Below are 25,221 nucleotides of genomic sequence, written 5' to 3'. Positions count from 1 at the left end.
TCCGATTGACCCGGCGCCTGTTTTGGCTATAGAGACACGCGCTGGCGCGGTGGGGCACCCTCACCGGCGCCTTATTCGTTTGGGCGCAAGACCCAGACTGACAAAAAGCCGCGCCAAGGGCATCCCGCCCCGGGAGCGCGTTATGAACACGGGACTATGAAACGATGTTCGCAGTCATCAAGACCGGCGGCAAGCAGCACCGGGTCGCCGAAGGCGACGTGATCACCGTCGGCAAGCTCGAGGGCGAGGCCGGCGCCAAAGTGAATTTTGGCGAGATCCTCGCGATCGGCTCGGGCGACGACGTGTCGTTCGGCGCTCCCTTCGTCTCGGGCGCCTCGGTCGCGGCCGAGATCGTCGAGCATGCGCGCGGCGCGAAGGTCATCGCCTTCAAGAAGCGCCGCCGTCAGAACTCGAAGCGCAAGCGCGGCCACCGTCAGGACCACACGATCGTCAAGATCGTCGGCCTGACCGGCGCGTCGAAGAACTGAGCGGCTGTAGAGAAGGAGAACTCCGATGGCTCACAAGAAGGCAGGCGGCTCCTCCCGCAACGGCCGCGACTCCGAAGGCCGGCGCCTCGGCGTGAAGAAGTTCGGCGGCGAAGCCGTCATCCCGGGCAACATCCTCGTGCGCCAGCGCGGCACGAAGTGGCATCCGGGCGCGAATGTCGGCATCGGCAAGGACCACACCCTGTTCGCGACCGCGGAGGGCAAGGTGCTCTTCGTATCCAAGGCCAACGGCCGGACCTACGTGAACGTCACGACCGCTACGGCGGCCGAAGCTGCGGAATGACGGCGGGCTGACACGACGCTCCCGCCGGGCCCAAGACCCCCGGCGGATCGGACGCTGACCGCGAATTCCGATGCGACGGGGGAGACGGGCGAACCGTACTCCCCCGTTTCCGTTTCGGAAGGCCCGGCCCGATGTCCCCGACGCCCGATTTCGACGAAAGCCTGTTCGCGGAAGACTGTATGACGGCGGAGCCGTCCGTCCGTCTCCGCCGCCTCACCGCCGCCGACGCCCCGGCGATCGCCGGGCTGCTGGGCGACATCGCGGTCTCCCGCAATCTCGGCCGGGTTCCCCACCCCTACACGCTCGGCGACGCCGAAGCCTGGCTCGCGGGCCTGGCGACCGACCGCTCGGGTCTGCGGGCGGCGATCTCGGTCGACGGAGCGCTCGCCGGCGTGGTCTCGCTGACGCCCGCCGCCGGCGCGCTCGGCCTCGGCTATTGGCTCGGCGCGCCGTACTGGGGCAGGGGGATCGGGACGCTCGCGATCCGGTCCTTCGTGGATTTCGCCTTCGCCACGACCGGGATCGGGGTCGTCGAGGCGGCGCATATGGTCGACAATCCCGCCTCCGGCCGGGTGCTGGCCAAGGCGGGGTTCCGGCCGTACGGCGCGATGCGGGCGCGGTCGCTCGCGCGCCGGGAGACGGTCGAGCACGTGACGTGCCGGCTGCGCCGCGCGGAATGGGCGGAGATCCTGCCGGTCATCGAGACCGACCGGCTGACGCTGCGGACGCCGACGATGGCGGACGCGGAGGAGACGGCGCGGCTGGCGGCGGATCGCCCGATTGGGCTCTCGACCGCGCAGACGCCTGCGCTCGGCGCGCTCGACGAAGCCCGGGGCTTCGTGCTGCGCGCGGCGCGCGACCCGCGGCCGGCGAACCTCCGGCTGCTCATGCGGCTCAAGGACAGCGGGGCGCTGGTCGGCACCGTCGGCTGGCGGGCGGGCGAGGCCGGGGTGGTCGATCTCGGGTTCTGGCTTGGCGTCGACTATCGCGGTCGGGGCCTGATGACGGAGGCGGCGCGGGCCGCGCTCGAGGCCGCGTTCCAGACCGGAGCCGTGCGGGCGGTGCGCACCACCTGCCGGGCGACGGACTGGGCCTCGCGGCAGGTCATCATCCGGTGCGGATTCCAGTGGGAAGGCTCCGGCCTCGTGCGGCCCGCGACCGGCGGACCCGTCGCGGCGGACCGCTTCCGGCTCGACCGGGAGACGTTCCAGTCGTTCCGGGAATGGACCCCGGCGGCCTTCCGCGCCTTCGGCGGATGAGCGTCGGCGTCCCGCAGGGCCGGCTGTCCGGCGGACGGGAAGTCGTGCTAAGGGACCCGGCGCGCTCGCCGTCGTCCGGGATAGGCGGGGGGGCGCAACCCCCGTCGCGTGTTTCAGGCGTGTGCGCCCCGGACGAGCCGCGGCGTTACGCCTTCCATCTCGCGCCGTCGAGCCTCTGACCGGCGCGGGGCGATGTTCGAAACGGAATCGATCCGATGAAATTCCTCGACCAGGCCAAAGTCTACATCCGTTCCGGCGACGGCGGGGCCGGCTGCGTGTCGTTCCGGCGGGAGAAGTTCATCGAGTTCGGCGGGCCGGACGGCGGCGACGGCGGGCGCGGCGGCGACGTGATCGTCGAATGCGTCCAGGGGCTGAACACGCTGATCGACTACCGCTTCAAGCAGCATTTCAAGGCCAAGACCGGCGTGCACGGCATGGGCAAGAACCGCACCGGAGCCAAGGGCGGGGACGTGGTCCTCAAGGTGCCGGTCGGCACGCAGGTGCTGGACGAGGACGAGGAGACGCTGCTCGCCGACTTCACCGAGGTCGGGCAGTCGATCGTGCTGGCGAAGGGCGGCAACGGCGGCTTCGGCAACGCCTATTTCACCACCTCGACCAACCGCGCGCCGCGCCGGGCCAATCCCGGGCAGGAAGGCGAGGAGCGCTGGGTCTGGCTGCGGCTGAAGCTGATCGCGGACGCGGGGCTCGTTGGCCTGCCGAACGCGGGCAAGTCGACCTTCCTCGCGGCGGTCTCGGCGGCGAAGCCCAAGATCGCCGACTATCCCTTCACCACGCTTCATCCGAACCTGGGCGTCGTCGGCGTCGACGGGCGCGAGTTCGTCATGGCCGACATTCCCGGCCTGATCGAAGGCGCGCATGAGGGCGTCGGGCTCGGCGACCGCTTCCTCGGCCATGTGGAGCGCTGCCGCGTGCTGCTGCATCTGGTGGATGGGACCTCCGAGCACGCGGGCGAAGCCTACAAGACCGTGCGCGCCGAGCTCGAAGCCTATGGCGCGGGGTTGACGGACAAGCCGGAGATCGTCGCGCTGTCGAAGGTCGACGCGCTGTCGCCGGAACTGCGCAAGCAGCAGCTCGCCCGGCTGAAGCGGGCGGCGAAGAAGACGCCGGTGGCGCTGTCATCGGCCTCACGCGAAGCGGTCGACGTCACGCTGCGCCAGTTGCTCGCCGTGATCGACGAGGCCAAGGGCGTCGAGGCGGCCGAGGCGATGCCGAAGATCGCCGAGGAAGCGTGGCGACCGTAGCGGCGGCTTTCCTTGACGCAGCGTCCGTCCGGTTCATAGACGCTCCGCTTCCCGGCATCGAACCTGCGTACCGCCCGTGACCGCACCCTCGCTCGCCTCCTTCAACCGCATCGTCGTCAAGATCGGTTCCGCGCTGCTCGTCGATCAGGTGGCGGGCGCGCTGAAGCGCCGCTGGCTCGAGAGCCTGGCCTCCGATCTCGCCCGGCACGCCGCCCGCGGCGCGGAAGTGATCGTGGTCTCGTCCGGCGCGATCGCGCTCGGGCGCACGGTGCTCGGCCTGCCGCGCGGACCGCTTCGGCTCGAGGACAGCCAGGCCGCCGCCGCCGTCGGCCAGATCGCGCTCGCCCGCGCCTGGTCCGAAGTGCTGGGCGTCCACGACATCACGGCTGGGCAACTGCTCCTGACGTTGGGCGACACCGAGGAGCGCCGGCGCTACCTCAACGCGCGCGCCACGCTCGCCCGCCTGCTGGCGCTGAAGGCGGTCCCGGTCGTCAACGAGAACGACACCGTCGCGACCTCCGAGATCCGCTACGGCGACAACGACCGCCTCGCCGCCCGCGTGGCCTCGATGGCGAGCGCGGACTGCCTCGTGCTGTTGTCCGACATCGACGGCCTCTACACCGCGCCCCCGGCGCAGGACCCGACGGCGACTTTGATCCCGATCGTCGAGCGCGTGAACGCCTCGGTGGAGGCGATCGCCGGCGGCGCCGCGTCCGAGTTCTCGCGCGGTGGCATGCGGACCAAGGTCGAGGCCGCCCGTATCGCGACCGGCGCCGGCATTCACATGATGATCGCCTCAGGCAAGGTCGAAAGCCCGCTTTCGGTGGTCGAGCAGGGCGGCCGCTGCACCTGGTTTCTGCCGCACGACAATCCGGCCCAGTCCCGCAAGCGCTGGATCGCCGGCGTGCTCGCTCCGCGGGGCGAGATCCATGTCGACGCCGGAGCGGCCTCCGCGCTCAACCGGGGCCGTTCGCTGCTGCCGGCCGGCGTCGTCCGGGTGGACGGCCATTTTTCGCGCGGCGAGGCGGTGATCGTGCGCGCGCCAGACGGGGTCGAGGTGGCGCGCGGGCTGGTGTCCTATGATTCCGGCGACGCGAACCGCCTGCGCGGCAAGCCGACCGCCGAGATCGAGCAGGTGCTCGGCTTCAAGGGACGGCCGGCCATCATCCACCGCGACGATCTGGTGCTGACCGGGGCGTGATCGGAACCGACGTCGTCGCAGGCCGGCCCTGCGATCCCTCATAATGACGCCAAGGCCGAAACGCGCTACATCCCGGCCTCCGCAGGAGGTTCCGCAATGTCCGCCGCCGCCGAACGGCTCATCGAGATCGACACGCTCATGCTGGAGGTGGGCCGGCGCGCCCGCGCGGCGTCGAAGGCGCTGGCGCTCGCGCCGCGACCGGCGAAGGACGCCGCGCTTGTCGCCGCCGCCCGTCGTCTCGTCGAGAACGAAGCGGACATCCTCGCCGCGAACGCCGCCGATCTCGCCGCCGCGCGCGCGTCCGGCGTCGCCGCGTCCTTCATCGACCGTCTGACGCTGACGCCCGCCCGCATCCGCGGCATGGCGGAAGGGTTGGAGACGGTGGCGGGCCTCGCCGATCCCGTCGGCGAGGTGACGGCCGCGTGGACCCGGCCGAACGGGCTTGCGATCGAGCGCGTCCGCACGCCCCTCGGCGTCGTCGGCGTGATCTACGAGAGCCGGCCGAACGTGACGGCGGACGCGGGCGCGCTGTGTCTCAAGGCCGGCAACGCCGCGATCCTGCGCGGCGGCACGGACAGCTTCCGCTCCTCGGCCGCGATCCAGGCCGCGCTCGCCTTCGGCCTGCGCGAGGCCGGCCTGCCGGAGGATGCGATCCAGCTTGTGCCCACGAGGGACCGCGCCGCGGTCGGCGAGATGCTGGCCGGTCTCGGAGGCAATCTCGACGTGATCGTGCCGCGCGGCGGCAAGGGCCTCGTGGCGCGCGTGCAGGCCGAGGCGCGGGTGCCGGTGTTCGCTCATCTCGACGGCAACAACCATGTCTATGTCGCCGCGGGGGCCGATCTCGACATGGCGCGCGCGATCGTGCTCAACGCCAAGATGCGGCGCACCGGCGTCTGCGGCGCGGCGGAGACGCTGCTGGTCGACCGGGCCGTGGCGGCGACGCATCTCGCGCCGCTTGTCGCCGATCTGCTCGACGCCGGCTGCGCGGTCCGTGGCGACGCCGAGGCGCGCGCGGTCGATCGCCGTGTGACGGCGGCGACCGAGGATGATTGGCGCACCGAGTTTCTCGACGCGATCATCGCCGTACGTGTGGTCGACGGGATCGACGAAGCCCTTGACCACATCGACGCTTACGGTTCGCGCCACACTGACGCGATCGTCACCGCCGACGATGGCCTCGCCGAGCGCTTCCTCGCCGAAGTCGACAGCGCGATCGTGCTGCACAACGCCTCGACCCAGTTCGCCGACGGCGGCGAGTTCGGCTTCGGCGCGGAGATCGGCATCGCCACCGGCCGGCTGCACGCGCGCGGGCCTGTCGGCGTCGAGCAGCTCACGATCTTCAATTACCGCGTGCGCGGGACCGGCCAGACGCGGCCGTGAGACCGGCCCCGGGCGCCGCCTGCGGGAGGGTCGTCCTGCCGCCGCACGCTCCGGGCATGCGGATCGGCCTGTTCGGCGGATCGTTCAATCCGCCGCATGAGGGCCACCGCCTCGCCGCGCTGGTCGCCATGCGGCGGCTGCGGCTCGATAGGGTCTGGTGGCTCGTCACGCCCGGCAACCCGCTGAAGGACGGCGCCGAACTGCGCCCTCTCGCGGAGCGCATGGCGGCGGCGCGGCGGATCGCGAACCATCCCCGCATCGTCGTCACCGGCGTCGAGGCCGCGCTCGGCACGCGGCGCACCTTCGACGTGCTGGGGTGGCTGCGGCGACGGTGTCCGGGCGTCGCCTTCGTCTGGATCATGGGCGCCGACAATCTCGGCGGCTTCCACCGCTGGGAGCGCTGGCGCGCCATCGCCGAGCTCGCCCCGATCGCGGTCGTCGACCGGCCCGGGGCCACGCTCGGCTCCAAGCGGGCGCCGGCCGCGCTCAGACTCGGAGACGCCCGCGTTCCGGAGCGGCTGGCGGCGGCCGTGCCGCGGCTCGCTCCGCCGGCCTGGGTCTTCCTGCACGGGCCACGCTCAGCGCTGTCATCGACCGCGCTGAGGGCCGCGCGCGGAAAGAAGTGAACGGCCGAAAAGCGAAACCGGCGTCGCGAGAGTTGAAAAACGGGCGGTTTCGCCATTAATCTTTTTGAGCCGGAGATGACTCCGGCTTGAGGACAGCTGACGGAAGGGAACAGACCTCTGTCCACCACAGCGCTGAAGGAGACGCCGCGCGCGACGTCTCATATCGGCGGCGGCTCGCCCGACATGGCGAACCCGGCGCTGCTTCATCTCATCCTCGATGTGCTCGACGACAACAAGGCGGAAGACACCGTGGTCATCGACCTGCGCGGAAAATCCGCGCTGGCCGACGAGATGGTTATCGCCACGGGTCGCTCGAACCGCCATGTGGGGGCCATCGCCGACAAGCTGGTCGAGGAGCTCAGGACGCAGGGCCACGGCAAGGCTCTGGTCGAAGGCCTGCCGCATTGCGACTGGGTTCTGATCGATGCGGGCGACGTGATCGTCCACCTGTTCAGGCCCGAGGTCCGGTCGTTCTACAATCTCGAGAAGATGTGGTCGTCCGGCCGCCCGGTCGAGGGCGCGGTCTCCTGATCGTCTGAGCGCCGATGCGCGTCGTCGTCGCGGCCGTAGGCCGGCTGAAGGCCGGGCCTGAGCGGGAGCTTGTGGCGCGCTATCTCGAGCGCGCGGGTCAGGTTGGCCGCGGCGTGGCGCTCGGGCCGGTCGAGGTGATCGAGCTCGACGAAAGCCGCGCGCGCCGTCCTGAGGATCGCAAGCGCGACGAGGCGGCGGCTCTCTCCGCGGCGCTCGATCCCAAGCTTCTGATCTACGCCCTCGACGAAGGCGGGAAGTCGCCGGGAAGCGAGGCTTTCGCGGCCGATCTCGGCCGTCGCCGAGACGATGGGGCGGCGGGCGTCGCCTTCGTCATCGGCGGGGCCGACGGGCTCGCCGCCGACCTGCTGGCCCGCGCGAGCGCGCGCGTCGCCTTTGGAGCGATGACCTGGCCGCACCAGATCGTCCGGGTTTTGCTGGCCGAACAGCTCTACCGCGCGGCGACCATCCTCGCAGGCCACCCCTATCACCGCGCGTGACGCTCGGCGCACGACGTTGCGACGCGCCGCAAAACCCGTCAGGTGGTTAGCGAAACGTAAACCTCGATCCGGCTCCAATAGCGTCATGGTCCGTCATCGCCTTCTTCGCGTCTGCGCCCTCGGCGTCGCGCTTGCAGCCTCGCACGCCGCGCTCGCGCAGGAGCCTCCGCAGGCCTCCGACCAGCGGCGCGCGCTCGACGAGGCGCGCGAGACGCTGAAGCGGGCCGAGGAGCGGCGCGAGCGGGTCGCGGCCGAGGTGGAGGCGCTGAGGGGCGAGAGCGGCAAGCTGCAGGAGGCGCTGATCGCCGCCGCGGCCTCCATACGCGAGCGCGAGCCGCAGGTCTCCGCCAGCGAAGCCAAGCTTTCGGAGCTCAGTGAATCGGAGCGCCAGCTCAGGCAGTCGCTGCTCGCCCGCCGCGACGTGCTCGCGGAGGTGATCGCCGCGCTGCAGCGCATGGGCCGCAAGCCGCCGCCGGCGCTGCTCGTGCGACCGCGCGACGCGCTGGAGGCCGTGCGCTCCGCGATCCTGCTGGGGGCCGTGGTGCCCGACATGCGCGCCGAGGCCGAGGCGCTGGGCTCGGACCTGCGCGAGATGGTCCGCCTCAAGGGCATGATGACCGACGAGCGTGACCGCCTGGCGCGGGAGATCGACGGTCTCGGCGCCGAACGCGCCCGGCTCGAAGCGCTGATCGAAGAGCGGCAGCGGCAGCTCGGCCAGCGCCAGAGCGATCTCGCGGCGGAGGCTTCGGCGTCGCAGGCGCTGGGACGGCAGGTGCTCGACCTCGAGGCGCTGGTCGGCCGCGTGGAGCGCGAGGCGGCCGAGGCGCGCGCCGCCGCCGAGCTCGCCGCCGAGGCCGAGCGCCGCAAGGGCGACGCCGATTCGCTGCGGCAGGCGGCGCGGCTGGCGCCCGCCGCTCCGTTCGAAAGCACGCGCGGAAAACTGCCGCTGCCGGTCGCCGGCAGGCGGCTGACCGACTTCGGGCGGGCCGACGCTTCCGGCGGCCATGCGCAGGGCCTTTCGATCGCGGCGCGGGCCGGCGCGCCGGTCAGCGCGCCCTGCGACGGGTGGGTGGTCTACGCCGGACCGTTTCGCTCCTACGGCCAACTCTTGATCCTTGACGCCGGCGGCGGCTATCATGTCCTCCTTGCGGGAATGGAGCGGATCACGGTCGGCCTGAAGCAGTTCGTCCTCGCAGGCGAACCGGTTGCGACGATGCGTGGCGATCCGTCAGGGGCGGAGAGAGCCGCCGGTGAATCCCGGCCTGTTCTCTACGTCGAATTCCGCAAGAACGGCGGCGCGATCGACCCGTCACCATGGTGGGCGGGCGTCCCAGGCGAGAAGGTGGGCGGATGATGCGGAAAGTTTCTCTGGTCCTGCTCGGGGCCGTTTTCGGAGCGTCCGCGGCCGGCATGGCGCTGCAGCCGAAGGCGTTCTTCGGCGGCACCCCCGCGGAAGCCGCCGGCTCCGCCGAAACCTACAAGCAGCTCAACCTGTTCGGGGACGTGTTCGAGCGGGTCCGCTCCGACTATGTCGAGAAGCCCGACGATGCCAAGCTGATCGAGGGCGCCGTCAACGGCATGCTCTCCGGCCTCGACCCGCATTCGAGCTTCATGGACGCCAAGGCGTTCAAGGACATGCAGGTCCAGACCAACGGCGAGTTCGGCGGCCTCGGCATCGAAGTCCAGATGTTCGAGAATCAGGTCCGCGTCGAAGGCGCGATCGACGACACGCCGGCCGCGCGCGCCGGCGTGCGGGCCAAGGACATCATCACCCACCTCGACGGCCAGCCGATCCAGGGCCTCAGCCTGAACCAGGCGGTCGAGAAGATGCGCGGGCCGGTCAACACGCCGATCGAGCTCACCGTCACGCGCGAAGGCGCGGCTGAGCCGGTCAAGATCAAGATCGTCCGCGACATCATCCGCATCCGTTCGGTGCGGTTCAACGTCGAGGGCGACGACATCGGCTACATCCGCGTCAGCCAGTTCAACCAGCAGACCTTCGAGGGCCTGAAGAAGGCGCTGGACGAGGCGGACCAGAAGATCGCCAAGGACAAGTTCCGCGGCTACGTGCTCGACCTGCGCAACAATCCGGGCGGTCTGCTCGACCAGGCGATCGCGGTCTCCGACGCCTTCCTCGAGCGCGGCGAAATCGTCTCGACCCGCGGCCGCAACCCCGACGAGTCGCAGCGCTTCAACGCGCGGCCGGGCGATCTGGCCAAGGGCAAGCCGATCATCGTGCTGGTGAACGGCGGCTCGGCCTCGGCGTCCGAGATCGTGGCCGGCGCGCTGCAGGACCACCGCCGGGCGACGGTGCTCGGCACGCGCTCCTTCGGCAAGGGCTCGGTGCAGACGATCATCCCGCTCGGCGGCAACGGCGCCATCCGGCTCACCACGGCGCGCTACTATACGCCCTCGGGCAAGTCGATCCAGGCCAAGGGCATCGTTCCGGACATCGAGAGCGTCCAGGAAATTCCCGAGGACGTGAAGGGCAAGGACGAGACCAAGGGCGAGGCCGGGCTGAAGGGGCACCTCAAGAACGGCGACGACGAGGCTTCCGGCTCGTCGGCCTACGTCCCGACCGACAAGAAGGACGACAAGCAGCTGAATTACGCGCTCGACCTGCTGCGCGGCATCCAGAGCAATGCGAACTTCCCGCCCTCGGCGAAGTCGTCCAGCGCGAACTGAGCCAAGAGCTACGGGCCTCGCGGCCGCCCGGAGCGTCATGCTCCGGGCGGCCGTCGCGCGAATCCGCTATGCTTCGGTTCGACCTCGGCGCAGCCGATTCGAACCGGCTCAAGAGCGAATGACGCACGACGATATCGAGAGCCCGATGACGCCGCGCGCCGCCGGCCGCGCGGCGCGTCGCTCTGGCGTCTTTCCAGATCCGGTCACGATCGCCGCGGTCGTCGTCGGCTCCGTCCTGCTGTTCGTCGGAGGCTGGATCCTTTTCGTCGACGATCCCATGGGCGGGGAGCCGTCCGCCGTCGCCTCGATCGAACGCCGTGTTCCGCGCACGGCGGCTGCGTCGGCCGAGCCGAAGCCAGGCCCGGAAAGCGCGCCGTCCCCTATCATGCGCGACGGCGTGCCGGTCATCCGCCCCGGCGACGCGATGCCGAAAAAAGGCCCGGTGATCATCGCGGTGCCAGGAGCGAACGACGGTCCGGCCGGCGCGTCCGCATCCGGCGGCGCGGCGCGTTCGGGCTCCGGCCGGTCTGGGCCCGGCGCTGTGGACAAGGCGCTGCTCGAGGACAGCCGTTACGGCGCCTTGCCGCGCATCGCTCCGGACGGTCGGCGCCCGCTTGATCTCTATGCCCGCCCGGCGGCGAGCGCGGCCGGCGGAGGCGCGCGGGTCGCTCTGCTCGTGACCGGGCTTGGCGTCAGCCGCGACGCCACCGATGAGGCGCTGAGGGCGCTGCCGCCAGAAGTGTCCGCCGCCTTCCTGCCTTACGCCGGCGACGTCGCGGAGCAGATCGGCCGGGCGCGCCAGGACGGCCGCGAGGTGTTCGTGCAGGCGCCTATGGAGCCGTTCGATTTCCCCGCCAACGATCCCGGCCCCCAGACGCTGCTGACGAGCCTCCCGGCCTCCGCCAATCTGGAGCGGCTGCGCTGGTCTCTCGGCCGCGCCGCCGGTTATGTCGGCGTCACGCCGCTCGCGGGCGGACGCTTCCTCGAGAACGCGGACGCCCTGCAGCCGATGTTCGCTGAACTCGCACGCCGCGGCCTGATGTTCGTCGGCGCGGGCGGGCGCGGGGATCGGTCCGAAGCCGCTGCCGCGCAGGCCGGGCTCCCCCACGCCGGGGGCGGAGCGATCGCGATCGACCGCGCGCCGGACGCCGCCGCCATCGACGCAGCGCTGGCGCGGCTGGAGAACGAGGCGAAGGCGAAGCCGGGCGTCGTTTCGGTGGGGCAGCTTGGCGCTTCGCCGCTGACGCTGAAGCGCATCGCGGCGTGGCGGGAAGGGCTCGCGGCGCGCGGCGTGACGCTCGTGCCTGTAAGCGCCGCGGCCGGCGCGCAAGGGCCGTCGTGATGGCGCCCCGGCTGCCCTATCGCCGCTGCGTCGGCATCATGCTGCTCAACCACGAGGGCAAGGTCTTCATCGGCCGCCGTCGCGGCGGCGACGTCGAGCCGCGCGAGCCGGCCTATGAGTGGCAGATGCCGCAGGGCGGCATCGACCGAGGCGAAGCCCCGCTGCAGGCGGCGATCCGCGAACTGCAGGAGGAGACCGGCGTCACCTCGGCGGAGCTGATCGAGGAAGCCCGGGACTGGTTCAACTACGACTTTCCGCCGGACGTGCTGGCGCGCACCCGCAATGGAAAGTACGGCGGTCAGACCCAGCGCTGGTTCGCCTTCCGCTTCACCGGCGCGCCAGACGAGATCGATCTGGCGCCGGCGGGCCACAAGCCGGAGTTCTCGGAGTGGCGCTGGGCCGACATGTCGGAGCTGCCGACGCTGATCGTTCCCTTCAAGCGCGGGGTCTATGTCAGCGTGGTGAAGGCGTTCGGCCATCTCGCCGGCCGGGCCGCCGCGCCTTAAAGTCCGGCTACAGCCTTCTCCACCCGTGGCTCGATCGTTTCGCGGCCGTTCACGACCACCCGGCGCGAGAGGATGCGGTCGCCCGGCCGCACGGGCCCGAGCGGGACGTCCCGATCCGGCAGGATGACGGTCGCCTGCTCTCCGACCATCACCACGAGATGCTGGCGCTCGGCGGCCGCGGCCCGCGACCATGCCCGGAAGGTCGGGTGATACGGATCGCGCCGCCACGCCGAGGGCGCGCCGGGATCGACCTGCACGATCAGGGCGTCGCGCTCCGGCGAGCCGTAGATCACGAACTTGGCGCGGTCCGGCCGCCATTCCGGGCCGAGCGTCTCCCGCGACAGCCAAAGGCAGTGGAAGGTGCGGCACTCCTCCGGCCGCGTCTCATAGGTCCCGCATCCGCGCCCCGGCGCGCAATGCGGACACCAGCGCCCCATCGGCTTGCCGAGAGCGGAGATCGCCATCACCTTGCAGCAGAGAGTGCATTCTCCGCATATGCGTTCGCTCATCGTCCCGGTTCTCGCGAGCTCTCCGCCGGTTCATACCATCTCCCGCCGCCGCGCGCAGACCCCGCAGCGGCGAGGACGGACATGAGCATGCTGCCTGAGATACGTGACCATGCGCGGTTGAGTGCGACCTTTCGCTGGCGTCTGCCGGAGCGGTTCTCGATCGCCGAGGCGATCTGCGACCGCTTCGCGCGGCGCGAGCCGGACCGGCCCGCGATCCTGCTGAAACGGCCGGGCGTGGCGCTCGACATCACGACCTACGGCGAACTCAGGCGCCGGTCTCTGGCGCTCGCCGCCGCGCTGGCGAAGCGGGGCCTGGGTCGCGGCGACCGCATCGCCGTGCTGCTGCCGCAGGGGCCGGAGGCGATCGTCGCCCATGTGGCGGCTTCGCGCCTCGGCGCCGTCGCCATGCCGCTCGCGCTCGCCTTCGGGCCGGACGCGCTGTCCTACCGGCTGGCGGATTCGGGAACGCGGGCGATCGTCACCACCGCGGCCGGGCTCGCGAAGCTCCGCGAGATCGCGGAGCCGCTGCCTGCGCTCGAAACCGTCGTGTCGGTCGACGGCGCGGACGAAGACGCGCTGGACTATGCGGCGCTGACCGCGACCGGCGAGGCGCCGCCGGAGATCGCGCTCGGCCCCGACGACCCGGCGCTGATGATCTACACCTCCGGCACCACGGGGCCGCCCAAGGGCGCGCTGCATGGGGGGCGGGTGTTGATCGGCCATCTGCCGGGGTTCCGGCTGACCCACGACTTCCTTCCGCGCCCGGACGACCGGGCCTGGACGCCGGCGGACTGGGCCTGGGCAGGCGGCCTGCTCAACCTCGCGATGCCCGCGCTGCACTATGGCGTGCCGCTGGTCGCGCAGCCGACGACGAAGTTCGAACCCGAGGCCGCCTTCGCGCTCATGGACGAGGCGAAGCTCCGCAACGTGTTCGTGCCGCCAACGGCGCTGAGGCTGATGTCGGCGGTGGAGCGCCCGCGCGAGCGCCACCGCTTCGCGCTGCGGTCGGCCGTCTCCGCCGGCGAGCAGCTCGGCGAGGCGACGTTCCTTTGGGCGAAGGAGGCCCTCGGCCTGACCGTCAACGAGGTCTACGGCCAGACGGAGTGCAACTACGTGCTGTCGTCGGCCGCCGCGCTCGGCGTGTCGAAGCCGGGCGCGATCGGCAAGGCCACGCCGGGCGCCGAGGTCGCGCTGTTCGCCGCCGATGGCCGCCGCTGCGGACCGGGAGAGCCCGGCGAGATCCGCGTGCGCCAGCCACACCCCGTCACGTTCCTGAAATATTGGGGTAAGCCGGAGGCAACAACGGAGAAATTCGACGGCGAATGGCTGCTGACGGGCGATCAGGCGGTGATGGACGAGGACGGTTATGTCCGCTTCGTTGGCCGCGAGGACGACGTCATCACCTCGTCGGGCTACCGCATCGGCCCGGGCGAGATCGAGGATTGCCTGTCCCGGCACCCCGCGGTGGCGCTCGCCGCCGTCGTCGGCAAGCCGGACGCCGTGCGGACCTCGATCGTGAAGGCCTTCGTGCAGCTCAAGCCCGGCGTCGAAGGAGGCCCGGAGCTGGTCGACGAGATCAAGGCCTTCGTCCGGACTCGGCTGTCGAGCCATGAGTACCCGCGCGAGGTCGTGTTCGTGCCGGAGCTGCCGCTGACCACCACGGGCAAGGTGATCCGCCGGCTGCTTCGCGAACGGGAGTGACCTCTCCCGGCGGCAGCGAAGCGGAGCCGGGATCGCTCTCGGGAGGCGCCGACGCTTGCGGGCTCACGGCGGACGACGATCCCGGATCGGGCGTGGCCCGTCCGGGAAGACGACGTTTCGACGTCAGGCCGCCTTCTTCTGCTCGGCGGCCTTCTGCGCCTCGTAGAAGTAGTTGGCCTTCTTGCCGAAGACGACCGAACGGAGCAGGCGGCGCATGCGCTCGCTCTTGCGCAGCGGCTCAAGCGCCGACCGCGCGGCGGTGTAGGCCGCGACCTTCAGCCCGTCGAGCGCCGGCTTTGCGCCGGGAGCGGCCTGCGGGAAGCCCTTCTCACGCAGCCAGGCGTTCATGAAGATCAGCTTGTTGTGCCGCACCACCGCGGCGGAGCGCCAGGTGATCGCCATCGAGATCGAGTAGCTGTCGCCGGTGCGCACCCAGTGCGGCACCTGATAGGGCACGAACACGCCCTGTCCCGGCTTCAGGCCGTAGACCGTGGCCCGGCTCTCGAACTTCGGATCGTAGGTCAGGTTGCGGTGCTTCGACGGCGCGCTCTCGAGATCCTCCTCGGAGACCAGCGAGCGGTCCTCGTTGTCGAACAGGTGGAAGAATTTCGGGCCGTGCACCTGCACGAAGAAGTTGTCCTCGTTGTCGCAATGGAACGGCGTAACCGAGTTCGCGGAGGACACGAAGATGTAGCCCTCGATGTCGCGGAAGTTGGCGGCGTCGAGATTGGCATGTCCGAGAGCGCGGGCGAGCGAGCCGAGCGCCTCCTCAAGCAGGGCGCGATATTCCGGCACGCTTTCGACCCGCTTCAGCACCATCCAGGCGCCGGCGGTCTCGATCTTCGCGACGACTTCTTCCGGCGGCAGGTCGACCAGGGGCGTGTCCTCGGCCTTCTGGTTCGGGTTCAGCTTACCGGAATTGTACTCGATCCGGTCCTTCTCGAGCTGCTTGGTCAGCTCGATCAGGCGGGGAAGCTGCAGCAGCGGATGGCCCACGAGCTGATGCTCGATCGGGAACGGGCGCAGCGGGTAGCGCTCGGAGAGGTCGGCGGCTGCGGCGCGGAGCATGGCGGTCATTGTGCTCTTTCCTTCACGCGGTGATAGAGGTCGCGCAGCGCGGCGCGGAGGCGGCGTCGACCAAGTTCGGCGCGGACGGCGAACGCGAGCCGCAGGCGCGCCGGGCCTGGTCTCGTGGAGACGACCCAGTCGGCGAGTTCGAGACGCTCCCGCCAGATATGGTCGATCATGGGGTGGTTGGCGATCGCCGTGGAGTCCGTCGCGTCGATCGCGCGATCCTCGATCAGGCGGCGGGTCAGTTCGATCGTGAGCTGGACGCCCGGCGAGCAGCGCGCGAACGCCTCGTCGTAGGCGATCTTGTAGAACCAGGCGCGGCGGCCGCTGGTCAGCACGAGGCCGATGGCGACGGTCTTGCCGTCGAGCGTCAGCTCCAGCACCCGCGCCTCGTCCCGGCGGGCCCGCTCGGCGAACAGCGAACGGACCATGGCGGTCTGGCGGGGGTTGTCCTTCAGCGCGCTGCGGACGGCGCCCTTCCAGCCCTTGGCCTCGACATCGATGAAGCGCTCGATCGCGGCGGCGACGTCGCTCTCGCCGCGGCTTTCCACGAAGGCCACGGGACCGTCATCGCCGAGGCGGCGGAGCTGACGGCGCAGCTCTTTCAGCTTCTTCGACGACAGCGACTGGGTGAGGTAGGCCTCGGCGTCGAGCGATGTCGCGAGCATGGCGCGCGCGTGGCTGTCGATGCGCGCGAAGGAGCGGCCGGAGGCGGAGAGCGCCGCGCGAATGGCGCCTGCGGTCGCGCCGTGCTCCGGCAGGAAGCGAAACTGGAACACGCGGTGCCCGTCCGCGGCCAGTCCGTCGAACAGCGCCTCGATCGCCGCCGCGGGCCGATCGTCCGCCACAAGCGGCTGGCCGAGCGCCCCGAAATACGCCCAATGCGTCGTGGAGAAGACCGCGCGCAGCCCGGAAAGCCGGAGCGGCACGATGGCCGCGAGCGCGACCAGGCGGCGCGACTCGCCCGGCGCGGCGCGCCATACTGTGGCGAAACGGACGTCGCGCATGGCCGACAGCCCGCGCGCCGCCGGGATCGCGAACTCCGGCTCGCAGAACACGTTCGGCTCCAACGCCCGGCCGACGAGGTCGTCCCAGTCCGCCCGGCGGGCGGCGATCGTCTCGATGTCCAGGAATTCGTAGGCGTGGACCATGCTGGAGGGGCTATCCGCCGCCGCCTCGCCGAGATCGGCGCCTGACAGGAAGGGCAGGGCGACGGCGTCCGTCACCGCGTCGCTCGACAGATGCGGTTCGCGCGGCGTGCGGGGGCCCGATCCCCAGGGCAGGGCGCCGAGGCCGAGCCGACGTCGCGTTATCAGGAACAGCAGCGCGGACTCGATCACCAGCGTGATGGAGGTGGCGGCGGCGGCGCCCATCGTGCCGAAGCGGGGGACCAGCAGGAGCGCCAGCGAGAGGTTGAGCACGAAGGCGCTGCCATAGACCGCGGCGCAGATGTTCTGCTGGCCGAGCATGTTGAGCAGGCGTTCGAGCGGGCCGACGGTGGCGCGGGCGAGCAGGCCGATCGCGATCGCGAACAGCAGCGGATAGCCCGCGGTGAACGCCTCGCCGAACAGCCACAGGATCGGCCAGCCGAAAGCGAGCAGCAGCGCGCAGCCCGCGAGCGACGGCCAGAAGGTCCAGCGCGCGGCGTCGCGCACCATGGTCTCCAGCCGCTCGCGGTCGCCTGCGACCGAGTACTCGGTGAAGCGGTGGGCCACCGCCGCCGAAACCGAGAACGACACGAAGGCGACGAGCGACATCACCTTCACCGACGCGTAGTAGACGCCGACCTGGTGGGGCTCGACGAACATCGAGAGCACGAGGATGTCGGTGTAGGCGAGCAGCAGGTAGAAGCCCTCGACCATGAAGATCGGCAGCGACACCTTCATCCAGAGGCGCGGGGCGTAGGCGCGCGGGCCGGGGGGGACCTTGGCCGCCAGGCGTCGCTCCAGCAACGCGAGCTGGGCGAGCGCCGTCAGCCACGTGGCCACGATCGTCGCCGCCATCGCGGTGACCGCGGTCGGGGCGTAGTGCTCGTAGCTCAGAATGGCGAGCAGCCCGAGGATCAGCAGCGGCCGCACGAGATAGGCTGGGGCCAGCGCGACGTCGATCCAGTTGTGGGAGCGCGCGATGCCGTCCTGGACGTCGGTCAGCACGTACATCGGCACGCAGATCAGCGCGAGATACAGCGGAATGACGGCCCAGCTCGACAGGTGTTCGCCGAACAGCCACAGCCCGAGCAGCCCGACCGTGGTCAGGATGGTCGCGAACAGCATCGACAGCAGGCGGCTGCCGAGCAGGAAGCCGCGCAGAAGAGCGTTCTCGCCGGAGTCGGCGTATTCCGGGATGAAGCGCTGCGGGGAGGAGGCGAGGCCGAGGCTCGTCACGCCGCCGAGCAGCAGGACCCAGGTCCAGACATAGACGTAGATGCCGTATTCGCCCTCGCCCATCCAGCGCGCGAGCAGGATCTGCGACGCGAAGGCGATGCCGGCGTTGCCGACGCGGAACAGGAAGGCGCCGCCGGCGACCTTCTTCGCGACGGCGGTGTCCGATCGGTCGGCCAGCAGCCGGCGCACGCGCCCGCCGAGCGCCGCGAAGCGGCTCCGGTCGGCGGCGTGGTCGGTGCGGTGCGCCTGATCGAAGGGCGCGCTGGCGTCGCTCGGCATCTTGGCCATGTCCCATCCTGTCGGATGCGGCGATCTAACCCATGCGCGCTTAAAGAGAGGTTCGGGAAGAGCGTAAACGAAACTAGCCCTTGAAGCCGTCGTTTTCGAGATACTCGCGTTCGTGGTCGGTCGTTTCGCGCCCGAGCGCCGGGTTGCGGTGAGGAAAGCGGCCGAAACGGGCGATGATGTCGGCGTGCAGCTCCGCCCAGGCGAGGCCGTCGCGATCTCCGTCCGCCGAGAACAGCCGGACGCAGAGGGCCTGCAGCGCGTGGTCCTCGGCGTGCTCGAACGGCAGATAGAAGAAGCTGCGCATCGGCCGGGCGGTCCTGCGGTCGAACCTGCGCGCCACGGCCCGCCGCGCCACCTCGACGGCGAGCGCGTCGGTGGCGAACGCCCGGGCGTCGCCGCGGAACAGGTTGCGCGGCGCCTGGTCCAGCAGGATGAGCAGCGCGAGCGCCCCCGGCGCGGTGTCCGCCCAGTGGTCGAGCGCCCCGGCCGCCGCGGCGTCGCGCAGCCGGCCGAGCCGGGCGCGGACCATCCGGTCGAACACGTCATCTTGCGCAAACCAACGGGACCGACCTGCGGCGCGCCAGAACGCGACCACCGCGAGCGCCTCCCGCGGCGTGGCGCGGCGACGGGGCGCGGCGTCTGCAATCGGCATCAAGTATTCCTCACGAAATCGTCATGGAAGTCCGGCGTTCGTTCCGCCGCGGTTTCCGCAGCAGGCCAAAAATGTGTGTGTCCTTTAAGCAACCTCAAGATGTCCGTCTTAGTTCTGCTCCGATCGCGCCCGCGCGGCGCCCGAATCCGGCGCGACTGAGCGCTTCCCCCGAATGACGCCGCCCGCGCCGGCGCAGCCTGTGTGAGAATCCCGATGTCCCGCCTGCCCGTCCTGTCCCGCCGCGCCGCGCTGCTTGCGCTTATGCCGATGGCCCTCGCGGCCTGCGCGACCGTCAAGCAGCCCGTCTCCGCGTCGCGACACGATCCGGCGACGGTGGCGCGCTACGGCGCGATGCCCGACGAGCGGTTTCCGCTGCCCGCGACCGACATCTCGCGCGTCGACGCGAAGTGGCTGCGGCAGCTCGTGGCCTACGACACCTACGAGCGTCCCGGCACGCTCGTCGTCGACACGCGCGCCCGCTACCTCTACCTCGTGCAGGAAGGCGGCATGGCGATGCGTTACGGCATCGGCGTCGGCAAGGCGGGGCTCGAGTTCGAGGGCAACGCGCGCGTCGGCCGCAAGGCCGAGTGGCCGCGCTGGACGCCGACCCGGGACATGATCGCGCGGGAGCCGGAGCGCTACGGCCCCTACGCCGGCGGCGTCGAGCCGGGGCTCGACAATCCGCTCGGGCCGCGCGCGCTCTACCTGTTCCAGGGCGACCGCGACACGCTGTTCCGCATCCATGGCACCTCCGAACCCTGGTCGATCGGCAAGGCCGTCTCCAGCGGCTGCATCCGGCTGTTCAACCAGGACATCATCGATCTCTACGCCCGCGTGCCGCGCGACACGCCGGTCGTGGTGCTTCAGGACGGCCCGGCGTCGCTGGTCGAGGCGCCGTCGGATTACGGGCCGGTCTGAGCTACAGGCGGACGCGCTTGGTCGCGAGCGCGTCGTAGAGCTCGGCGTCGAGCGGGACGTAGCGGCGTTCGACCGGATGGGCGAGATAGAGCGGGTCCGGCACGATGGCCGGGTTCGCGCCGTCCTTCACGAGCTCGACCTTGCGCTGCTTGAACGTGCCGGTGATCTCGAGCCCGATCCCGATCCGCAGGAAGACGGGGCGGGCGTAGGCCGGCAGGTTCTGCGCGAGATGGGCGTAAAGGCCTTCGAGGTCCAGGCTGTCGCCGGCGGCGGGCACGATCAGCGCCATGCCGGCCCGGCCGTCATAGCCGGGCAGATCGACGCCGTAGACCGTCACTTCCTCGACGCCGGGGAACACCGAGATGGTCTCCGACACCTCCGAGGTCGCGACGTTTTCGCCGCGCCAGCGGAAGGTGTCGCCGACCCGGTCGACGAAGTAGAAATAGCCCTGCGCGTCCTGCCGCATCAGGTCGCCGGTGCGGAACCAGCGGTCGCCGGGCTCGAACGCGTCGGTCAGCACCTTCTTGCTGGTCGCCTCCGCGTCGGCGTAGCCCTCGAAGCGCATCGAGGGCTTGGAGGGATCGTTCAGGATCTTGCCGACGATCTCGCCGACCTCGCCGACGTCACACTCGATGCAGCGCCCGTCCGGGCCGCGCACTGCCTCGCCGGCCTCGACGTCGAAACGGATGATCTTCGTCGGGAACTTCCAGCGGAGATAGGGCGCGATGCGGCCGACCGCGCCCGGCATGCCGTCGAAGTTGAACAGCGCGACGTTGCCTTCCGTCGCCGCGTACCATTCGAGGATCGTCGGGATTTTGAAGCGCTCGGCGAAGGCCGGCCAGACGTCCGGCCGCAGGCCGTTGCCGCAGGCGAGCCGGACCTTGTGCCGCTTCTCGTCGGGGCAGCTGGGCGTGTGCACGAGGTAGCGACAGAGCTCGCCGATGTATTCGATCAGCGTGCATTCGGTCTCGACCACGTCCCGCCAGAACCGGCTGGCCTGGAACTTCTCGCGGATGACCACCGAGGCGCCCGCGAGCAGCGGGCTTCCGGCCGCGATCACTCCGCCGACCGTGTGGTACATCGGCAGGCAGTCGTACATGCGGTCGTCCGGGCGGATGTCCATCGCGCCCATGAAGCCGTGGCTGATCGCCATCAACCGGTAGTGGTTGATGTTGGCGGCCTTCGGCATGCCGGTGGTGCCGCTCGTGTAGATGAACAGCGCCCGGTCGTCGATCGAGAGCTCAGGCAGCTCCTGCGGCGGCAGCGGGTCGCCGGACAGCGCCTCGGCGGCGGCGTCGACGCGCGGCCAGCCCTCCGCGTCGCCGCCATGGGCCCAGACGGCGGGCTTCGGGTCGAGCGCGACCAGCGGGTGCGCGCTCGCATAGGCCTGCGCGAGGCTCGCGCCCACGATCACGTGCTTCGGACGCACGATCGAGACGCAGTGCGCGAGCGGCGCGCCGGCAAGATTGGTGTTGAGCAGCGCCACCGCGCCGCCCACCCGCGTGACGCCGATCCAGAACGCCAGATAGTCGGGCCGGTTCGCCATCATCAGCGCGACCACGTCGCCCTTGCCGACGCCGTTGGCCCCCGCCCAGCGCGCGTAGCGGTTGGCGCGGGCGTCGAGCTCGGCGTAGCTGAAGCTCTCCTTGTCCGAGATCAGCGCCGGCCGGTCGCGATGGGCCGCGGCGAGTTCGGCGATGACGTGGGGGAAGACCCGCGTCCGGTTGCGGCCGATGTGCGTTGTCGCTTTCAGCGCTCTGATGGCGCCTCTGAGAAATCTCCATTCGCGCGTGAGGCGTGACGGAGCGTTCATGCGATCCTCCCGCGCGCCGTTGTCCGAGACCGTGAGCGGTCATGTCGGCGCGTCCTGCTTTGGGCTCGAATGAAGCCCGGTCGCCGCTGCGAAGTCCAGCCCGCGACACGGTTTTGATCGCAGAAGCTAGCCGAGCAGACCGCCGCTCCGCGGCGCGAGGGGGTTGGCGGTCAGCGCGGCGGCGTCGGCCGTGTCGGAGGCGGGGCGCCCGGCGAACGCCGCGTAGAGGCGGGCGAGCAGGTCCGGCTCCAGGTTCTCGCCGATGGCGACGAGGCGGGTGCGGCGATCGTCGTCCGGCCAGGCGTCGAGGAAGCGCGGCTCGGCGAAGACGTGGCGCACGCCCTGCAGCACCAGGGGGCGGTCGGGCTCCTCCGCAAGCCGCACCAGACCCTTCAGGCGCAGCAGCTTGGGCGCGTGGGCGGAGCGCAGCAGCTCCACGAAAAGATCGTAGGCCCCACGGGTGAGCGGCGCCTCGCTCTCGAGCGCCACGGAGCGGATCGCGCCATGACCGAGCGGAGCGGCGTCCAGATCGCGCGCCGGCGCCTCCACGGCGGCGACGATCGCGGCGGTCGGGGCGTCCGCGGCCGTCCGGAGCTCGGCCATGGGCGCCAGCCTCGCGATCAGGCCTTCGGTCGCGGCCCGCTCGTCTGGCGTCGCGACGTCGGTCTTCGACAGCAGCACCCGATCCGCCATGGCGACCTGGCGCGCGGCTTCCGGGTGCTCGGCCAGCGTCTCCGCGCCGCGCGCGGCGTCCACCACCGCGACGACGGCGGCGAGCCGGTAGCGCATCGCGAGGTAGGGGTGCAGGGTCAGCGTCTGGAGGGTCGGAACCGGATCGGCGAGACCGGTGGTCTCCAGCACCAGCCGGTCGAACGGCGGGATGCGGCCGTTGTCGCGCGCCTTCAGAAGCTCCTCGAGCGTCACGATCAGATCGCCGCGCAGCGAGCAGCACAGGCAGCCGCCCGCGAGCGCCACCACGCCCTCCTCGGCGTGCTCCACCAGCAGATGGTCGACGCCGATCTCGCCCAGTTCGTTCACCACCACCGCCGCGCCCGCAAGGGCCGGGTCGCGCAGCATGCGGTTGAGCAGCGTCGTCTTGCCCGCGCCGAGGAAGCCGGTCAGCAGGACGAGCGGAATGGGAGCCGGACGGCGGGGATCGTTCATGCCGCGGTCGTAACAAGCGCCGCACGCCGCGAGAAGCGCGCATCGCCACTCCCCGTCGCGCGCGGCGCGCTTATCTCAGGCGCGTGACCGCGTTTCAGCCTCCCGCCGCCGCCGCCGCCGTCCTGCCCGACCGTTTCGCGCGCTGGTTCGCCGGGCGGGGCTGGACGCCGCGCGTCCACCAGCTCGAACTCCTGGCCCATGCCCGCGCCGGCCGCGCCGCGCTGCTGATCGCGCCGACCGGGGCCGGCAAGACGCTCGCCGGCTTCCTGCCGACGCTGGTGGAGCTAGCCGAGACCGGCGGGCGTTCGAACATCGGCGTTCCGGGAATCCACACGCTCTACGTCTCGCCGCTGAAGGCGCTCGCGGTCGACGTCGCGCGCAATCTGGAGCGGCCGATCGCGGAGATGGGTCTGCCCATCCGCGTGGAAGGCAGGACCGGCGACACGCCCGCCGCCCGGCGCAAGCGGCAGAAGGAGCGCCCGCCGGACATCCTGCTTACGACCCCGGAACAGATCGCGCTGCTGATCGGCGATCCCAGCGCGGGCCGGCTGTTCGAGACGGTGAAGCGCGTGGTGGTGGACGAGCTGCACGCGCTCGGCCCCACCAAGCGCGGCGACCAGCTGGCTCTGGCGCTCGCCCGCATCCGGGCGCTGGCGCCGGGCGTCGTCGTCGCCGGGTTGTCCGCGACGGTCCGCGATCCGGACGAGCTCCGCCGCTGGCTGGTCGATCCGCGCAGCGGCCACGCGATGTCGGAACTGGTCGAGATCGGCGGCGGCGCGGCGCCGGACATCACGATCCACGAGACCGGCGAGCGCCTGCCTTGGGCTGGGCACGGCGGGCGGCACGCGCTGCCGGCCATCTACGAGGAGATCAAGCGCCACAGGACCACGCTGATCTTCGCCAACACCCGTGCGCAGGCCGAGCTGACGTTTCAGGAGCTGTGGCGCATCAACGACGACACGCTGCCGATCGCGCTCCACCACGGCTCGCTGGACGTCGGCCAGCGCCGGAAGGTGGAGGCCGCCATGGGCGAGGGCCGGCTGAAGGCGGTGGTCGCGACCTCCACGCTCGACCTCGGCATCGACTGGGGCGACGTCGACCTCGTGGTCCACATGGGATCGCCGAAGGGCGCCTCGCGGCTGCTGCAGCGGACGGGCCGCGCCAACCACCGGCTCGACGAGCCCTCGAAGGCCATCATGGTGCCCGCCAACCGCTTCGAGGTGATCGAGTGCGAGGCGGCGCGGGCCGCGGCGCTCGCGGGCGAGCAGGACGCGGAGGCCGCGAAGCCCGGCTCGCTCGACGTGCTGGCGCAGCACGTGCTGGGCGTCGCCTGCGGCGGCCCGTTCGACGCCGACGCGCTGTTCGCGGAGGTCACCTCCGCCGCGCCTTACGCCGACGTCGACCGCGCGACCTTCGACGACGTCGTCGCTTTTGTGGCGACCGGCGGCTATGCGCTGCGCTCCTACGAGCGCTTCGCCAAGATCCGGAAGACCAAGGACGGGCTCTGGCGGGTCTCGAACCCGCAGGTCGCGCAGAGCTGGCGCATGAACGTCGGCACCATCATCGAGGCGACGACGCTGAAGGTGCGCCTCGCCAAGGCGCGCCGCTCGAAGGCGGGCACGGTCGCGCCCGGCGGCTTCGGAGGGCGGGTGCTGGGCGAGATCGAGGAGTATTTCGTCGAGACCCTAACCCCCGGCGACACCTTCATGTTCGCGGGCGAGATCCTGAAGTTCGACGCCCTGGTCGACACCGACGTCTACGCCTCGCGCTCAACCTCCGACGCGCCGAAGGTGCCGACCTACGTGGGCGGCCGCATGCCGCTGACGACCGACGTCGCGGCCCGCGTGCGCGGCATCATCGACGACCGCGCGAGCTGGCCGACGCTGCCCGAGCAGACGCGCGAATGGCTCGGCCTGCAGCAGCGCCGCTCGCTGATCCCGGAGCCGGAGCAGCTCCTGGTCGAGACCTTTCCCCGGGCGGGCAAGAACTTCCTCGTGGCCTACACCTTCGAGGGCCGGCTCGCGAACCAGACGCTCGGCATGCTGCTGACCCGCCGACTGGAGCGCGCGCACGCCGCACCACTCGGCTTCGTGGCGAGCGACTACTGCCTCGCGGTCTGGGCTTTGCGCGACATGAGCGCGATGATCGCGGGCGACCTGCTCTCGCTCGACGCGCTGTTCGACCAGGACATGCTGGGCGACGACCTGGAGGCGTGGCTGGAGGAGAGCGCGCTGATGAAGCGCACCTTCCGCAACTGCGCGATCATCGCAGGGCTGATCGAGCGCAACGTGATCGGCGCGAAACGGAAGACCGGGCGGCAGGTCACCATGTCCACCGACCTGATCTACGACGTGCTGCGCCGGCACGAGCCGGACCACGTGCTGCTCCGCGCCGCCCGCGCCGACGCCGCCCGCGGCCTGATCGACCTCGAGCGCATCGTCGAGATGCTGGCGCGGGTGAAGGGCCACATGGTCCACAAGCCGCTGTCGCGCGTCTCGCCGCTGGCCGTGCCCGTGCTGCTGGAGGTCGGCCGCGAGCCGGTCTACGGCGCCTCCCAGGACGCGCTCCTGAAGCTCGCCGCCGACGATCTGGTGGCGGAGGCGATGGCGGAGGATTGACCGGCGGCCTCATCCGGACGGCCGC

At 71.0% G+C, this 25,221-nt stretch carries 22 protein-coding genes; 16 read left to right on the top strand and 6 right to left on the bottom strand.

Annotated elements, in window-relative coordinates:
* Positions 1-164: 164 nt before the first annotated feature.
* From rplU to ACFSCV_RS16130, 13 genes are all read left to right on the top strand, one after another.
* On the top strand, positions 165-488 hold the full coding sequence (gene rplU, locus ACFSCV_RS16190; RefSeq protein WP_378800596.1) for a 50S ribosomal protein L21: 324 nt from the start codon (positions 165-167) through the stop codon (positions 486-488).
* Positions 489-513: 25 nt separating this feature from the next.
* Positions 514-789, top strand: coding sequence for a 50S ribosomal protein L27 (gene rpmA, locus ACFSCV_RS16185; protein ID WP_378800595.1), 276 nt, complete (start codon positions 514-516; stop codon positions 787-789).
* A 131-nt stretch (positions 790-920) separates the two neighbouring features.
* The gene (locus ACFSCV_RS16180) at positions 921-2,048 is read left to right on the top strand and encodes a GNAT family N-acetyltransferase (RefSeq protein ID WP_378800594.1); all 1,128 of its coding nucleotides are present in this window, start codon (positions 921-923) and stop codon (positions 2,046-2,048) included.
* A 215-nt stretch (positions 2,049-2,263) separates the two neighbouring features.
* The gene (obgE, locus tag ACFSCV_RS16175; protein ID WP_378800593.1) at positions 2,264-3,310 is read left to right on the top strand and encodes a GTPase ObgE; all 1,047 of its coding nucleotides are present in this window, start codon (positions 2,264-2,266) and stop codon (positions 3,308-3,310) included.
* Between the two features lie 76 nt (positions 3,311-3,386).
* Positions 3,387-4,511, top strand: a complete 1,125-nt coding sequence (gene proB, locus ACFSCV_RS16170; protein WP_378800592.1) for a glutamate 5-kinase — start codon at positions 3,387-3,389, stop codon at positions 4,509-4,511.
* A gap of 96 nt (positions 4,512-4,607) precedes the next feature.
* Positions 4,608-5,891 (top strand): glutamate-5-semialdehyde dehydrogenase, encoded by a 1,284-nt coding sequence (locus tag ACFSCV_RS16165; protein ID WP_378800591.1) that lies wholly within the window; start codon positions 4,608-4,610, stop codon positions 5,889-5,891.
* Between the two features lie 56 nt (positions 5,892-5,947).
* On the top strand, positions 5,948-6,517 hold the full coding sequence (locus tag ACFSCV_RS16160; RefSeq protein WP_378800759.1) for a nicotinate-nucleotide adenylyltransferase: 570 nt from the start codon (positions 5,948-5,950) through the stop codon (positions 6,515-6,517).
* Between the two features lie 183 nt (positions 6,518-6,700).
* Complete coding sequence (gene rsfS, locus ACFSCV_RS16155; RefSeq protein ID WP_378800590.1) at positions 6,701-7,048, top strand: ribosome silencing factor; 348 nt, start codon at positions 6,701-6,703, stop codon at positions 7,046-7,048.
* 14 nt (positions 7,049-7,062) lie between these two features.
* Entirely contained in the window at positions 7,063-7,545 is a 483-nt protein-coding gene (rlmH, locus tag ACFSCV_RS16150) for a 23S rRNA (pseudouridine(1915)-N(3))-methyltransferase RlmH (RefSeq protein ID WP_378800589.1), read from the top strand.
* 85 nt (positions 7,546-7,630) lie between these two features.
* Positions 7,631-8,899 (top strand): murein hydrolase activator EnvC family protein, encoded by a 1,269-nt coding sequence (locus ACFSCV_RS16145; protein WP_378800588.1) that lies wholly within the window; start codon positions 7,631-7,633, stop codon positions 8,897-8,899.
* Entirely contained in the window at positions 8,896-10,230 is a 1,335-nt protein-coding gene (locus ACFSCV_RS16140; RefSeq protein WP_465264212.1) for a S41 family peptidase, read from the top strand. Before ACFSCV_RS16145 ends, ACFSCV_RS16140 begins: the two co-directional genes overlap by 4 nt.
* A 118-nt stretch (positions 10,231-10,348) precedes the next feature.
* On the top strand, positions 10,349-11,572 hold the full coding sequence (locus ACFSCV_RS16135) for a divergent polysaccharide deacetylase family protein (protein WP_378800586.1): 1,224 nt from the start codon (positions 10,349-10,351) through the stop codon (positions 11,570-11,572).
* Entirely contained in the window at positions 11,572-12,078 is a 507-nt protein-coding gene (locus tag ACFSCV_RS16130; RefSeq protein ID WP_378800585.1) for an RNA pyrophosphohydrolase, read from the top strand. The genes ACFSCV_RS16135 and ACFSCV_RS16130 overlap by 1 nt, the downstream gene beginning before the upstream one ends.
* Here ACFSCV_RS16130 and ACFSCV_RS16125 read toward each other — a convergent pair.
* Complete coding sequence (locus tag ACFSCV_RS16125; RefSeq protein WP_378800584.1) at positions 12,075-12,587, bottom strand: hypothetical protein; 513 nt, start codon at positions 12,585-12,587, stop codon at positions 12,075-12,077. The two genes, ACFSCV_RS16130 and ACFSCV_RS16125, sit on opposite strands and share 4 nt — an antisense overlap.
* An 87-nt stretch (positions 12,588-12,674) precedes the next feature.
* On the opposite strand from ACFSCV_RS16125, the gene ACFSCV_RS16120 reads away from it, so the two are divergent.
* Positions 12,675-14,288: an AMP-binding protein gene (locus tag ACFSCV_RS16120; protein ID WP_378800758.1), complete on the top strand. Its 1,614-nt coding sequence runs from the start codon at positions 12,675-12,677 to the stop codon at positions 14,286-14,288.
* 123 nt (positions 14,289-14,411) lie between these two features.
* Here the strand turns inward: ACFSCV_RS16120 and ACFSCV_RS16115 are convergent, their stop codons facing one another.
* The 3 genes from ACFSCV_RS16115 to ACFSCV_RS16105 form a co-directional block, all read right to left on the bottom strand.
* The gene (locus ACFSCV_RS16115; RefSeq protein ID WP_378800583.1) at positions 14,412-15,365 is read right to left on the bottom strand and encodes a cupin-like domain-containing protein; all 954 of its coding nucleotides are present in this window, start codon (positions 15,363-15,365) and stop codon (positions 14,412-14,414) included.
* The gene (locus tag ACFSCV_RS16110; RefSeq protein ID WP_378800582.1) at positions 15,362-18,031 is read right to left on the bottom strand and encodes a GNAT family N-acetyltransferase; all 2,670 of its coding nucleotides are present in this window, start codon (positions 18,029-18,031) and stop codon (positions 15,362-15,364) included. The genes ACFSCV_RS16115 and ACFSCV_RS16110 overlap by 4 nt, the downstream gene beginning before the upstream one ends.
* 73 nt (positions 18,032-18,104) lie before the next feature.
* On the bottom strand, positions 18,105-18,683 hold the full coding sequence (locus ACFSCV_RS16105; RefSeq protein ID WP_378800581.1) for a DUF924 family protein: 579 nt from the start codon (positions 18,681-18,683) through the stop codon (positions 18,105-18,107).
* Between the two features lie 213 nt (positions 18,684-18,896).
* Between ACFSCV_RS16105 and ACFSCV_RS16100 the strand changes: the two genes are divergently transcribed.
* Positions 18,897-19,601, top strand: coding sequence for a L,D-transpeptidase (locus tag ACFSCV_RS16100; protein ID WP_378800580.1), 705 nt, complete (start codon positions 18,897-18,899; stop codon positions 19,599-19,601).
* 1 nt (position 19,602) lies between these two features.
* On the opposite strand, the gene ACFSCV_RS16095 is transcribed toward ACFSCV_RS16100, so the two are convergent.
* Entirely contained in the window at positions 19,603-21,414 is a 1,812-nt protein-coding gene (locus tag ACFSCV_RS16095; RefSeq protein ID WP_378800579.1) for a long-chain-acyl-CoA synthetase, read from the bottom strand.
* Positions 21,415-21,540: 126 nt separating this feature from the next.
* A complete protein-coding gene (locus ACFSCV_RS16090; RefSeq protein ID WP_378800578.1) occupies positions 21,541-22,578 on the bottom strand; it encodes a CobW family GTP-binding protein in 1,038 nt (345 codons plus the stop codon).
* 83 nt (positions 22,579-22,661) lie between these two features.
* Here ACFSCV_RS16090 and ACFSCV_RS16085 point away from each other — a divergent pair, with 83 nt between their 5' ends.
* Positions 22,662-25,196 carry a ligase-associated DNA damage response DEXH box helicase gene (locus ACFSCV_RS16085; protein WP_378800577.1) on the top strand — a complete coding sequence of 845 codons (2,535 nt, stop codon included), beginning with the start codon at positions 22,662-22,664 and terminating at the stop codon, positions 25,194-25,196.
* The last annotated feature ends 25 nt before the right edge of the window (positions 25,197-25,221 follow it).

The sequence above is a fragment of the Methylopila henanensis genome (assembly GCF_042681025.1).
Classification (GTDB): Bacteria; Pseudomonadota; Alphaproteobacteria; order Rhizobiales; family Methylopilaceae; genus Methylopila; species Methylopila henanensis.
The sequence above is the reverse complement of the archived record's forward strand: the minus strand, read 5'-3'. Positions and strand labels throughout refer to the sequence as shown.

Bases quoted from the DNA above. Each gene is read 5' to 3' on its own strand.
- ACFSCV_RS16140 (WP_465264212.1), top strand. From the start codon at position 8,896: ATGATGCGGAAAGTTTCTCTGGTCCTGCTCGGGGCCGTTTTCGGAGCG.
- ACFSCV_RS16115 (WP_378800583.1), bottom strand. From the start codon at position 15,365: ATGACCGCCATGCTCCGCGCCGCAGCCGCCGACCTCTCCGAGCGCTAC.
- ACFSCV_RS16130 (WP_378800585.1), top strand. From the start codon at position 11,572: ATGGCGCCCCGGCTGCCCTATCGCCGCTGCGTCGGCATCATGCTGCTC.
- rplU (WP_378800596.1), top strand. From the start codon at position 165: ATGTTCGCAGTCATCAAGACCGGCGGCAAGCAGCACCGGGTCGCCGAA.
- ACFSCV_RS16180 (WP_378800594.1), top strand. From the start codon at position 921: ATGTCCCCGACGCCCGATTTCGACGAAAGCCTGTTCGCGGAAGACTGT.
- ACFSCV_RS16165 (WP_378800591.1), top strand. From the start codon at position 4,608: ATGTCCGCCGCCGCCGAACGGCTCATCGAGATCGACACGCTCATGCTG.
- ACFSCV_RS16110 (WP_378800582.1), bottom strand. From the start codon at position 18,031: ATGGCCAAGATGCCGAGCGACGCCAGCGCGCCCTTCGATCAGGCGCAC.
- ACFSCV_RS16120 (WP_378800758.1), top strand. From the start codon at position 12,675: ATGCTGCCTGAGATACGTGACCATGCGCGGTTGAGTGCGACCTTTCGC.
- obgE (WP_378800593.1), top strand. From the start codon at position 2,264: ATGAAATTCCTCGACCAGGCCAAAGTCTACATCCGTTCCGGCGACGGC.
- ACFSCV_RS16125 (WP_378800584.1), bottom strand. From the start codon at position 12,587: ATGAGCGAACGCATATGCGGAGAATGCACTCTCTGCTGCAAGGTGATG.
- ACFSCV_RS16100 (WP_378800580.1), top strand. From the start codon at position 18,897: ATGTCCCGCCTGCCCGTCCTGTCCCGCCGCGCCGCGCTGCTTGCGCTT.
- ACFSCV_RS16090 (WP_378800578.1), bottom strand. From the start codon at position 22,578: ATGAACGATCCCCGCCGTCCGGCTCCCATTCCGCTCGTCCTGCTGACC.
- rsfS (WP_378800590.1), top strand. From the start codon at position 6,701: ATGGCGAACCCGGCGCTGCTTCATCTCATCCTCGATGTGCTCGACGAC.
- ACFSCV_RS16145 (WP_378800588.1), top strand. From the start codon at position 7,631: ATGGTCCGTCATCGCCTTCTTCGCGTCTGCGCCCTCGGCGTCGCGCTT.
- rlmH (WP_378800589.1), top strand. From the start codon at position 7,063: ATGCGCGTCGTCGTCGCGGCCGTAGGCCGGCTGAAGGCCGGGCCTGAG.
- ACFSCV_RS16135 (WP_378800586.1), top strand. From the start codon at position 10,349: ATGACGCACGACGATATCGAGAGCCCGATGACGCCGCGCGCCGCCGGC.
- ACFSCV_RS16160 (WP_378800759.1), top strand. From the start codon at position 5,948: ATGCGGATCGGCCTGTTCGGCGGATCGTTCAATCCGCCGCATGAGGGC.
- ACFSCV_RS16105 (WP_378800581.1), bottom strand. From the start codon at position 18,683: ATGCCGATTGCAGACGCCGCGCCCCGTCGCCGCGCCACGCCGCGGGAG.
- rpmA (WP_378800595.1), top strand. From the start codon at position 514: ATGGCTCACAAGAAGGCAGGCGGCTCCTCCCGCAACGGCCGCGACTCC.
- ACFSCV_RS16095 (WP_378800579.1), bottom strand. From the start codon at position 21,414: ATGAACGCTCCGTCACGCCTCACGCGCGAATGGAGATTTCTCAGAGGC.